General features: G+C 41.5%; 4 protein-coding genes and 1 pseudogene. 1 reads left to right on the top strand and 4 read right to left on the bottom strand.

The genetic code is table 11. The features are described from left to right. Positions 1-146: 146 nt before the first annotated feature. Positions 147-1,394 carry an NAD(P)-dependent oxidoreductase gene (locus J5W02_RS06235; RefSeq protein WP_219964815.1) on the top strand — a complete coding sequence of 416 codons (1,248 nt, stop codon included), beginning with the start codon at positions 147-149 and terminating at the stop codon, positions 1,392-1,394. A 62-nt stretch (positions 1,395-1,456) separates the two neighbouring features. On the opposite strand, the pseudogene J5W02_RS06240 reads toward J5W02_RS06235, so the two are convergent. The 4 genes and pseudogenes from J5W02_RS06240 to J5W02_RS06255 all read right to left on the bottom strand — a co-directional run. Then, a pseudogene (locus tag J5W02_RS06240) lies at positions 1,457-1,659 on the bottom strand (ParB N-terminal domain-containing protein); the annotation flags it as partial. Positions 1,660-1,929: 270 nt separating this feature from the next. Beyond that, complete coding sequence (locus J5W02_RS06245) at positions 1,930-3,015, bottom strand: hypothetical protein (RefSeq protein ID WP_219964816.1); 1,086 nt, start codon at positions 3,013-3,015, stop codon at positions 1,930-1,932. A 436-nt stretch (positions 3,016-3,451) separates the two neighbouring features. Further along, positions 3,452-10,234: a phosphodiester glycosidase family protein gene (locus tag J5W02_RS06250; protein WP_219964817.1), complete on the bottom strand. Its 6,783-nt coding sequence runs from the start codon at positions 10,232-10,234 to the stop codon at positions 3,452-3,454. A 103-nt stretch (positions 10,235-10,337) separates the two neighbouring features. Then, entirely contained in the window at positions 10,338-13,118 is a 2,781-nt protein-coding gene (locus J5W02_RS06255) for an Ig-like domain-containing protein (RefSeq protein WP_219964818.1), read from the bottom strand. Positions 13,119-13,227 lie beyond the last annotated feature (109 nt).

Here is a 13,227-nt window from a genome sequence, read left to right on the forward strand (position 1 = left end):
ATATGTAGGATAATTTCTGTCTAATTCTCCAAATTGTCATCATTAAAGATAAAAAATTAACAATGATTTTGTTAAAAAATAGTTAAAGTTGACAAATCCTTGGAAATCAGAATATAATCAGGACATTAAGTAAGGAGGGAATATACTTGGGAAAAGATTTAATTCAGGAAGCCGAAAGATGCCTACAATGCGGCAGCCCCAGATGCAGCCGGGGCTGCCCGGTAAATACTTCCGTCAGGGAAATGATCCGTCTGTTTCTGGAGAATCAGCTTGTACAGGCAGGCGAAATGCTGTTCCAGAACAACCCGCTTTCACTGGTCTGCTCGCTGGTCTGCCCACACGAAAAACAGTGCGAAGGTGCCTGTGTGCTAGGTGTGAAGCAGCGACCGGTCAGCATCGGTGAGATTGAGCACTATATTTCAGATTACTACCTTAACCTAATAACACCCGTTGTGCAGAAGGAATTCGGAAAAAAAGTCGCGATTATCGGCTCGGGCCCCGCCGGAATCACCATAGCGATTCTTTTAGCATCGCGTGGCTACGACATTACCATTTTTGAGGCGCACGACCGCATAGGGGGCGTACTGATGTACGGTATCCCGGAATTCCGGCTTCCGAAGGCGCTGCTGGTGAAACTGGAGGCGAAGCTCATAGAAATGGGCGTCAAGATCCGCCCTAATATTCTAATCGGCCCAGTCATCACAATTGATGACCTGTTCCGAGATGGCTACAAAGCTGTCTTCATCGGCACGGGCGTCTGGAAGCCCAGAAGCCTCGGCATCAAAGGGGAAAGCCTTGGGCACGTTCATTACGGCATCGACTACCTGAAAAATCCGGAAGTCTATTCATTGGGGGAAAACCTATGCGTGATCGGGGCGGGGAACGTCGCGATGGACGTGGCGAGGACCGCTGTCCGCAGTGGCGTGCGGAATGTCACGATCCTGTACCGTGGCGACATAGAAAGCATCACCGCGGAAAAGCATGAGCTAAAGATGGCGAAGCTCGACGGCGTGCGGTTCGAAGTACGTAAAGTGCCAGTGGAAATCACGGACGACGGCGTGCTCTACCTCGAAACACAGCGACATGAAGACGCCGGCGGCAAGGCAGCATTTGCACCTTTGAGCGGGCCGCCACAGCTGTTCCGGGCGGACTCCGTCGTTATTGCAATCAGTCAAGGACCGCGGGATAACATCGTTTCAACCACAAAGGGCATCGAAATCGGCAGGAACGGGCTTGTGATGACCGGCCCGATTGGGAATACGACCAGACCCGGCGTATTCGCCTCCGGGGACGTCGTGACGGGCGCAAAAACGGTAGTGGAAGCGGTCCGGGTTTCCAAAATGGTTGCGGACGAGATGGACAGATACGTGACGGAAATGCTAAACGCTGAATGATGTCTGCAACCCTTGTGAAGAAAGTTCGGCAGGGGCTGCATCAATTTTAAATTAGGATGCCGTTTCATCGCTTCCAACTTCATTTTATCGGCAAGTGCTCGCTCGCTGGGAAGAATATTCTCCCGTTGCAAATTGTAATCGACTATGATGATCGTTGCCGCATCGTCGTCCAGTTCCCGGACGATTACCGGCACGGTTTCCCTGCCGCCAGCTCACAGCCGCGCTTGCTGCGGTGGCCGGCAATCAGTTCATATCTTCCTTCGGGAAGGTATCCTAGATGATCCCAACTTCGTCTTTTCGGCGAATTGGTTCGCGTTAATCGTAAAAATGCCACATAAAAAATGGTAAACAAATCCCCCTGCAAACTAATTAAAGTTTACAGGGGGATTTGTTTACACAGGAGACAACCGCGCTAAATTTGTATTGCCACTCGTCGATGGATTTAAAACGAGATGCAGTAAATAAAATGGCGGATTTGTGGTAAAAATAGTATGGGCATTGAGAATGTTAAATATCAATACCCACACTATTTTTATTATAGAAAATCATCATATGTATCAATCGATCGTAATTTATAATTAACGTAATGATTTAAAGATTTTCTCATTTGTTTCGGACGACAACTTTCGACAAATTCCTTAGAGTGACCCGTTATCATAACAATAGTTGGAGTCGTAATTGATACCTCTAACATTTTGCGAATCGCATATTTTTGCATTCCATACGCAGTAAATCTATTTAGTATTATTTCATCAACTGAATTTTCTTTTTCATATTTATTTTTTATCTTGTTCAATAAATAAGAAAAAGAACTCGTCGGTAAAGTCCCATTTTTTACAAACGGAAGCAAAGGTGCATTTTGATTATCACGACTCAATAAATCTTTTATTTCTTTGGCTAATGAAAACGGCACTTCTAGCATTATGCTTTGTGTATTTACATCTGTGTTTTTCTTATTTTCTATTTTTAATATCCGTCTCTCCCAATTAAAGTTGCTTTGCAGAATGCCTGCCATTTTATCAAGGGTAATGCCATATAAAAGCAATAATTTAAGTATTATTGCGACTTGATTATCCTTATAAGAAAATCCAGATTTAGCGCTTAAAAATTTCACAAAAAAATCATATTGTTGAGTTTGAATAGCTGGATATGATTTTTTTCCTATTAAAGTATATTCATCTTTCTCAATCTGTTCAACAACATCGTTTTTCAACGCCTTTGAAAAAGGTATGATTTCCCTAAGTGTTGGATTTTTGTATTCTTTAGCCAACACTATTTCATAAAATTGATTGAATGCAATGAAAAAATCATCTATTGAACTTTCAGACCTTTCAGTACTATCTAGGTCTGCCCCCTTTGGTCTATTATTTTTAACATAATAAACGGCTGCGTCAATAATATGTTGTCTATTAAATATAGTATTCCAAAATATGTCTATTTTATTTTGATATGTTGGTTTGATAAATTTATTTTCGATAAATGGAAGAAAATAATCCTTGATTTTATAAAGATACACACCCTGTAAACTTTTCTTATTCGATTTTAGATTTGGGTTTAATAAATCTCGATTTCTAATTTCTTGTTCGAATAGAGAATATAATCTTGCTTGTTCTCCCAACATTGCATTCCCTCCAAAACAATTTTTAATATTCAGGGTATGATAATTCACTCTTTTAACATTATATTCCAAATTGCAACAATATTCTAGCGCAAATATACAGAAAAACAGGCTAAATTCTTAACGAATTTAGCCTGTTTTCATAAAATTTTGGTTGCGGAGGTCTGCAACCCATTGTATGTACTACTTTCACATACCACACAGCAGCTTGATCATCTATACTCCACCAAGCAGAAACCCTCATGGCTCTAGACCCTAAGGTTTTTTGCTGCCCATTTTTATATTTATAGTTACTATGCATACAACGACCGCCGTATCAAATCAAAACTAAAGGGCTTGCCGCCTGCAATTCACAGATAGCAAACCCTCTCTGTTGCTCATCTTATTATTGTCTATTTTTCGGGATCACTTGATTGAACTAAATCGGTCAATTTATGATTTATAATTGTACTATAGTCGCAGCTGCAACCGGTTGTTTCTGAGAGTTAATATAGAACCCAGAAGCTGTACCAACTTTACCAATTGCGGTAGCTCTGAAGAAGTAATCCTTACCGACATCTTTCACAAATTCCACTTTGAATGCTGAAGAGGTTCCAGCTACGAAAGTTGGTCTTTCATTTGCTGTCAGTTTGAAAGTATAAGACGCACCAGCTTTTACGTTGAACGGACGAGTAGTGTCACTCTTCACAGTGGAAGCGGAAGCGCCAACCGTTGCCACCAAAAGCTTTGTACCGTTGACATAAATTCCCGCCTTTGTACCCACGGCACCAATAGCGGTAATCTTGTAGTAGTAGTCATTGCCGACCGTCTTTACTAAAGTAACAGTAAAGACTCCCGGTGTGCCTACTACAAATGCTGGCGCAGAACCATTTGTGCTGGTTATCTTAAATTGATATGCACCATTTACACTGAAGACCATATTGGTATCACTTATAAAAGTCATTCCAGGCGTAGGAGTGATTGATCCGGAAGAACCGGATCCGCCGCCATTCGAACTAGAACCAGATCTGAATCCAGTTACTGAAACTGTACAGGTAGCCGAATATGAACCGCTTTGGGTTTTCGCAGTAATAACTGCCGAACCATTTGATTTTGCAGTTATCTTTCCGTTTGCATCTACAGTAGCAACACTGGCATTGGAACTGGACCAAACGACTGTTTTGTCTGCAGCGTTAGCAGGTAATACTGTCGCTGTTAATTGACCGGTTGTTGTTCTGTTTGTCAATGCTAAAGTGGTCTTATCCAGAGTAATACCTGAAACATTTACACCAGAAAGAACTTCAAATTCCGAGAATGAAGTAGTTGTAAACGAACCGGTTGTGCCTGAAATAGTAAGAGGCAATTCTTCGACAGTTCCATCGTGTTTATGATGAATAACCATATAATGATTTGCTACGTCAAAGCTGCTTGGAAGCGTAAACGAAACTGTCACAGGGAAGCTAAGGTCGTGTATTGCATTACCGTCGTTCGTTAGTGTCAATTCCAGGACAATAGCAGCACCTGAATTTGTTTCCTGAGATAATTGTTTGAACCCGAAATTGACAACCGGTTTATTACTCGCACTGCCAGAAATTCCTGCTGCAAGTAGAAGATTAGAAGCGGTTGGGTTTTTAACTTTCTCCCCATCAGAAATTCCAGTTGTTACAGGAGTAACCGGCTTTAAATGAGCTGTTTTTTCAAGCAGTTTTTCCAATTTTTCAACTTTGACAGGATCCAGTGCAAGTTTTTCATCGGGGGTCAAACCAGTAACCTGCTCTGTAGCCGCCTTAACAGAATTTTTCTGTTCTTCGGTCAACGTCTGAGTGTTATTGGAATCAGGTAAATTATTAATCATATTTTCGACATTTTTTATAGATTGAAGTTCAAGCCCACTTTGTGCTGCTTCCAAATCTGCTAAAGCATCTGTTACTTCACTTTCAGGTGCATCGGTTTTTTCCTGAATTGATTTTGCATAACCCAATGCTGCTTCAAAAGCTTCCCAACTAGCCTCGGTATATTTGCTGCTATCAGTTACCGGATAAGCTTTCTCTGCGGCTGCAATTTCCGTTTGCAATGCAGATTTGTCAGCTTTATGCTGGAGTCCGCTTTGTGCTGCTTCCAAGTCTGAAAGGGCCTTTGTTAATTCGTCAGAAGTTGCATTAGTTTTTTCCTGAATTGATTTTGCATAACCCAATGCTACTTCAAAAGCTTCCCAACTGGCCTCGGTATATTTGCCGCTATCAGTAACCGGATAAGCTTCCTCTGCAGCTGCAATTTCCGTCTGCAGCGCAGATTTGTCAGCTTTAAGCTGAAGTTCGCTTTGTGCTGCTTCCAAGTCTGCTAGGGCCTTTGTTATATCGTCAAAAGTTGCATCGGTTTTTTCCTGAATTGATACTGCATATTCCAACGCAGCTTCATAAGTTCCCCAGCTGCCCTCGGTATATTTGCCGCTATCAGTTAACGGATAAGCTTCCTCTGCGGCTGCAATTGCAGTCTGCAAAGCAGCCTTGTCCACTTTGACAAACTCAAGTCCACTTCTTGCAGACTCTAAATTAGCTATAGCCTTAGTAACTTCGTCAGCAGATGAAGTTGCGTTTTCATACACATCTTGGGCTATTTTAATTGCGTACTTGAGGGCTGACCAACTATCAGGTGTGTAATTATTCTCATTCAAGCTTTTCGCCTGTTCAATTACGTCTTTTAGTGTTCCCCTGTCAGCTTCTCTAGCTATTGGAACGAGTTTGGAGATTGCTGTCTCCAACATGTTTAATGCTAAGGAAACTTCACTATCAGCTGCTGTAGGATTATCATATACATTCTTTGCATTGTCAAGGGCAGCTTTGAGTTCGGATTTCTTCCAACTGTTTAGAGTATAGTCATCTTCCTGTAACCCCTCAGTTTGCTCAATCAAAGCTTCTAACGAGCATTTATCTGATTCTGTCGCTAAAAGTTGCAGATTTTGAATGGCATTTTCCAGACAATTTTGAGCTTTCTCTACATCATCCGCGCCAACATAAAAGTTGTCATCTATCTCCTTAGCTTGCTGTAATGCAGATTTAAAAGAGGACCAACTTACTAATGTGTAGTCACTTTCCTTCAGTGATTCTGCATCTGAGATAATATCTTCCAAAGCAGTTTTATCAATCTTATCTTTCGCTGTTAATTTACAGGTATCAATCACCGATCCATCCATACTGTAAGCTGTAATTGTAAGATTTTTATCATCTACAGAGCCAGTAATATAAGTCCTAATTTCCTTGTCTGACTGTACATATTCATATATATTACTATCAGCAGCAATATCATAGGTTTTCTCTGCTGTATGTCCGGCTGAAATATATACCGTTCCATTAGTCACTTTTTCGCCCTCTATCAAAGGGTATGTTCTTCCATAGGAATGGTCATGACCGCTGAAAACGACATCGATTCCTAGCTGGTCGCACACCTGAGGAAGTAAACGATTAAATATAGAATTGGAATCAGCAGGATTTTTGTTATATGTTGGTTGATGTGTAGCTAGAATATTCCAGGTCTTGTTGGCTGCGCGAACATCATCTCGTAACCATTCCAATTCTTGATTCATTGTTGCTTCACTGTCGGTCCAACCAATTACAGAAATGTGCATATTACCATAGTTTGTAGAGTAGCACCCATTTTTGTTGACAATTGGTCCGTTGTGCGGAGTTCCATAAATCGTGCTTCCTTTTGTTCCGTCATCCCCTTGATATTCATGATTTCCTAATACATGAATTGTATCAATCGAATTGAACACTTGGTGTGAATTGAGCATTTGTAAAGTATTATCAATTTGGCTGAATACCTGCTCATCATCTACAAAATCGCCAACATGAATGGAAAACGATGGCAGCTTTGAAGAATTTTCGATACGAGACAGGACATTACTAAGATCATCTAATCCACCTGTATCCGTAGACTGAGTATCCCCAAAAACATTAAAAGAAAGTTGGGTAGTACCTGAATCAGTAGTAAAGTTTTGTACATCGGACCAATTAGTCCCGTCTCCAACCCGATATGTGTATTCAGTACCAGAATCCAACCCCGTAACTACCACAGAATTTTCTCTGACTGCACTACCATCGGAATCATAATTGAGAATAAAAGAAGTCCCGGTTATTTGTTGAAATGCTTTTTCTTTGTCTGCTTTGTATTGTGAGCTCTTTGCAAATTCTATTACAGGAACTTCCGCACTTTCAAGGGGATTACTCATCCAAGTTATTGATTTTTCCGTTGTTGGGTCTTCTGTTGTTCCAAGCAATATATTGCTTGGAATTTTATCCTTTACGGGATTATAGCTCTGTGCTGAAAACGGGAATGAGAACTCCCCATCTTTCTCTGCCTGAAGAAAAACTTTTTGTAAAGAAGAGGTTATCTTAGCACTCGCCAGTACGCCATTCTGATCAGTCAATCCCAAGTCAACGGAAGTATCATTATTACTTGTCATGATGACCTTTGCATCTGGAACTGCAAAGCCTGCCTGATCGGTGACTAAGATTTTCCCATCTTTTCCAACAATGGAATCCAGCATTTTTATACAATATGAGCTAACTACATTGATATCTTGAGGTTCCGAAGAAAATGTTAGGCTAAAGTCCTCCCCTGGGTCAGTTCTGTAAATTACAGAAGATTTCTCCATACTATATGTCAGTTTACTGCCCAAGAGTGTGCCTTTCGGTACATTGATGGTGATATTTGCAAGATTCAAGCTCGTTTGATCTTTAGTAACATTCGATGTATTAACATTTAGGTTTAGCAAGCCTGTATTGGGATCATAAGTGTAACTACTGCCATTTTGAACAGACTGCTCAAATGCAACTTCAGAAACTGGGAAACCCGGAGTCAGTTGAATTCTCGCATTGACTCCGCTTAATGTGGATGCATTCTCTGTACATAGGGATAAATGATAGCTTTGTCCTAAAAGTGCCTGATCTTCACTTTGTGTCAATTCTACTCCTGAGCCTGAGTCTGTATCAACTGTGAAGTATACGTCCTTTTTAGCTTCGTTGCCAAAGTTATCGTGAGTATCTACCGTAACCTTATGAATCCCATCAGTCCAATTCAATCCTTTTATACTCAGGGTGCCATCATTTTCACTGTATGAAAAGTGGCTCTTATCCTTGGAGTAGTCCTTTCCATCCACTAATAATATAGAGGTATTCCAATTGATTCCTGTAGCATATTTGTCTGTCAAGTCATCCTTAACAGATGCGGTGATATCGACCTGACTCTGGGTGTAAGTTTCTCCATCAATGTTTACGCTGTTGATTATTGGTAAAGTATTATCATCATTAGAAGCACCGTACACTGCCCTAACATTATCAACATAAATACTCCCCTTGGTCATTGGACCGGGATTTCCAGACTTTAATGACATCATACGGATCATTTGCTTTGGATAAGTTTTGAATGGGCCAACATAACTGCTTGGAATTGGTGCCTCAACATATTTCCAGCCAGTCCAGTTTATTCCCACTCCTTCATCTGTAAAGTTAATGGGTTTTTGTATTGAGCCCGAGCTCGAATCGTATAGGTACATTCTCAGCCAATAGCCTTTGGCTTCCGGTGTGGCATATACCCATGCTCCGATAGCTGTAGGCATACCTGAAATATCCTTGCTGGCCGCTGGGCCGGCATATACTCCAAGAGTAGTATTGGGTTGTCCTTTTGTACAATCAAAATCAATCTTTAGTGAGTTCTTTCCAAACCGGACGAAATCCGCATCATTTGATAGGGAAATTTGCGAAACCTCTCCTCTACCAGCAGTTGACGCGGCCCAATCATCTAAACCATTTTCAAAATCATACAATACAACAGGCATTTGTCCAACAATTAATTTTATTGAAGCAGATAATTTTGTTCCAGATAGGCTTGCTGTTACTGTCCCGGTAAATGAAGTATCGGATGTCGTCAGGATGTTGTGTTCATCAACGGAACCTAGTTTAGGGTCAATATTCCATTGAACATCCCCTTGATGTAAAATTACATCTCTCCCTTGATATCTTGATATCAATCCCAAGTCCTGTTCAGAATTTAATTTTAAACTTAAACTGGATTGCAAAAAATGAATATCATCTGGAATCGCAAATTCAATGTTGGTTGTTCCAACAATTTGATTATTGTAACTTAGATTAACCTGAGTTGAACCGGTTTTGCCATTTGAAGTCAATAACCCATTTTCGTCTATTGTCCCAAAACTTGAATCACTTATTGACCATTTAAGCCCTGACGTAGGTAAACTCGCAGGCGCGCCGGAATAATCGAGTCCTACCGCTTTCATCTGAACCGCTGACTTAGGACTATAAGTTTTATCTTGTGGAGTAATAGAGGCGGAAAAAAATTTTCCATCTGAATCACTATTTGAAACAATCAAAATGGAGTTTGCTACTTTACGCTCATGCCCGTCCGATGGACTGTTTTTACAGGACAAGTTGGTCTCGCCCGGGGTTCTTGAAACATAAGTCGAAGATCCGCCACCATCAAGCATAAGCGCCTGAGTGGCACCTTCTTCAACCAGTAATTTTGCCAAATCAGACAACCTAATTCCAGTTGAATAAGGATATTGCGCTCCATCAATGCATAGGAAAAAAACAGAGTTGTCGTTTCGTATTCCGACAGCAGTACACGGATACATAATATCATCATATGTCTGGGCAATCCCATTTTTCACTAAAAGCCTTGGGCCACCAATGGCTTCTTTTAAGTTACCTTTTATAGATGAATATGTAGCGGCGTCTCCAATAACCGGTGTTCCATCTTTTTTAATACCGAAAAAGCATTCATTAGCTTTGTTCGTGTGAATTTCTCTTCCGTTCTTTATTACTGTTCCTTGGGGTTCACCTGTAGCCATGTTATAATAATCGCCATTGACTGCAGCAATGACCTTCTTCCCATTTTTAATGGCTGCATTTGCCTGATCGCGGACAGTTTGCATACTGTAGCTGTCTCCGTCGTTTGGAGTACCTGCAATTATGTCCGCTTTTTGACTGGATAAATCAACATCCACGCCAAAGCATTCAGTACGATACCCTTGAGAATTTATAAAAGTTAAACGGCTTTCCTGAATATCCGGAGCCAGTGTTGTCATGGATTGTCTAATAAGCGATCTCATCACAGATGAGCTGTCTAAAGTCTCAAACGCCTGTGCAGGAATTAAACTTGATACTTGGATAACAGATAAAAAAGTGGCGATAAAAGAAATCCAAAATTTGTTGAATTTTGATCTCATGTTAATTTCTCCTCTCGAGAAATATTTATCTTATAATAATAATTTACCGAAAAGGGCAGTTCAAGCTTCTGCTCAAACTGCCCCCACAGTATTTTGTAACTCTTTACTTTACTATAGTCGCAGCTACAACCGGTTGTTTCTGAGAGTTAATATAGAACCCAGAAGCTGTACCAACTTTACCAATTGCGGTAGCTCTGAAGAAGTAATCCTTACCGACAGCTTTCACAAATTCCACTTTGAATGCTGAAGAGGTTCCAGCCACGAAAGTTGGTCTTTCATTTGCTGTCAGTTTGAAAGTATAAGACGCACCAGCTTTTACGTTGAACGGACGGGTAGTGTCACTCTTCACAGTAGAAGCGGAAGCGCCGACCGTTGCCGCCAAAAGCTTTATACCGTTGACATAAATTCCCGCCTTTGTACCCACGGCACCAATAGCGGTAATCTTGTAGTAGTAGTCATTGCCGACCGTCTTTACTAAAGTAACAGTAAAGACTCCCGGTGTGCCTACTACAAATGCTGGCGCAGAACCATTTGTGCTGGTTATCTTAAATTGATATGCACCATTTACACTGAAGTCCATATTGGTATCACTTATAAAAGTCATTCCAGGCGTAGGAGTGATTGATCCGGAAGAACCGGATCCGCCGCCATTCGAACTAGAACCAGATCTGAATCCAGTTACTGAAACTGTACAGGTAGCCGAATATGAACCGCTTTGGGTTTTCGCAGTAATAACTGCCGAACCATTTGATTTTGCAGTTATCTTTCCGTTTGCATCTACAGTAGCAACACTGGCATTGGAACTGGACCAAACGACTGTTTTGTCTGCAGCGTTAGCAGGTAATACTGTCGCTGTTAATTGACCGGTTGTTGTTCTGTTTGTCAATGCTAAAGTGGTCTTATCCAGAGTAATACCTGAAACATTTACACCAGAAAGAACTTCAAATTCCGAGAATGAAGTAGTTGTAAACGAACCGGTTGTGCCTGAAATAGTAAGAGGCAATTCTTCGACAGTTCCATCGTGTTTATGATGAATAACCATATAATGATTTGCTACGTCAAAGCTGCTTGGAAGCGTAAACGAAACTGTCACAGGGAAGCTAAGACTGTGCACTAACGTACCACCGTTTGTCAGTGTCAAATCCAACACAATGGCCGCATCTGGATTTGTTCCCTGAGGTAATTGTGTGAACCCCAAATTAACAACCGGTTTGTTACTCTCACCGCCAGTAATTCCTGCTGCGAGTAGAAGATTAGAAACGGTCGGGGCTTGAACTTCCTGCCCGCCAAGAATTCCAGTTGTTACAATAGTAATCGGGTTTAAAGTAGCTGTTTTCTCAAGCAGTTCTTCCAATTTTTCAATTTTGTCATGGTCCAGTGCAAGTTTTTCATCGAGGGTCAACCCAGTAACCTGCTCTGCAGCAGCTGCAATAGAAGTTTTTTGTTCAGGAGTAAGGGTTTCAGTTGTGCCCGGATTAGGCAGTGTATCAATCTTATCCTCTGCATCTTTAATGGATTGTAGTTCAAGTCCACTTTGTGCTGCTTCCAAGTCTGCAAGGGCTTCTGTTACTTGTTCTGCAGTCGCATTTGAATCATCATATACACTCTGGGCTGTTTCAATTGCATTCTGGAGTGCAGTCCAACTGGCTTCAGTATATTTGCTGCTGTCAGTTCCTGTTGAGAATTCTTTTGCAGCTGCAATTGCAGTCTGTAAGGCAGCCTTGTCTGCTTTAAGCTGAAGTCCACTTTGTGCTGCTTCCAAACCTGCGAGGGCCTCTGTTACTTGTTCTGCAGTTGCATCAGTTTCCTCATATGTCGCCTTTGCAACACCTAACGCTGCCTCAAATGCTTCCCATGTCGCAGTGGTATATTTACCGCTATCTGCAACCGGATACGCTTCCTCTGCCGCAGCGATTGCAGTCTGCAGTGCAGATTTGTCAGCTATAGGCTGAAGCCCATTTTGTGCTGATTCCAAGTCTGCGATGGCCTTCGTTATTTCGTCAGGAGTTGCATCGGTGTTTTCCTGAATTGATTTTGCATATTCCAACGCAGCTTCATAAGTTCCCCAGCTGCCCTCGGTATATTTGCCGCTATCATTTACCGGATAAGCTTCCTCTGCGGCCTTGACTGCTGAATCCAGTGCTGATTTGTCAGCTTTAAACTGAAGCCCGCTTTGTGCTGATTCCAAGTCTGCAATGGCCTTTGTTATTTCGTCAGAAGTTGCATCGGTGTTTTCCTGAGTTGATTTTGCATATTCTAACGCAGCTTCATAAGTTCCCCAGCTACCCTCGGTATATTTGCCGCTATCATTTACCGGATAAGCTTCCTCTGCGGCCTTGACTGCTGAATCTAGTGCAGATTTGTCAGCTTTAAGCTGAAGCCCGCTTTGTGCTGATTCCAAGTCTGCAATGGCCTTGGTTATTTGGTCAGGAGTTGCATCAGTGTTTTCCTGAATTGATTTTGCATATTCCAACGCAGCTTCATAAGTTCCCCAGCTGCCCTCGGTATATTTGCCGCTATCAGTTAACGGATAAGCTTCCTCTGCGGCCTTGACTGCTGAATCTAGTGCTGATTTATCAGATATAGACTGAAGCCCATTTTGTGCTGTTTCCAAGCCATTAACTGCTTCTGTTACGTCACTTTCAGTTGCATCGGTTTTTTCCTGAATTGATTTTGCATATTCCAACGCAGCTTCATAAGTTCCCCAGCTGCCCTCGGTATATTTGCCGCTATCAGTTAACGGATAAGCTTCCTCTGCGGCCTTGACTGCTGTGTCCAGTGCTGACTTATTAACAGTTTCGGCAAATGCCACTGTGCTTGCACATGAACAGACTACCATCATTAAGACCAATAATAGTGATAGTCCCTTTTTCAACATTTTCATTTTTCTCTACACTCCTTTTGTTTTTGTAATTAAAATGCAAGGCATTTCATACTATCAAAAGATTTACTGATATCTCCACCTCTCCATCTAAGGCTTTCAGACAAAACAT

This window comes from Caproiciproducens faecalis (genome assembly GCF_019448085.1).
In the GTDB taxonomy this organism is placed as follows: Bacteria; Bacillota; Clostridia; order Oscillospirales; family Acutalibacteraceae; genus Caproiciproducens; species Caproiciproducens faecalis.

Coding starts and splice junctions, on each gene's coding strand:
- J5W02_RS06245 (WP_219964816.1), bottom strand. CDS start 3,015: ATGTTGGGAGAACAAGCAAGATTATATTCTCTATTCGAACAAGAAATT.
- J5W02_RS06250 (WP_219964817.1), bottom strand. CDS start 10,234: ATGAGATCAAAATTCAACAAATTTTGGATTTCTTTTATCGCCACTTTT.
- J5W02_RS06255 (WP_219964818.1), bottom strand. CDS start 13,118: ATGAAAATGTTGAAAAAGGGACTATCACTATTATTGGTCTTAATGATG.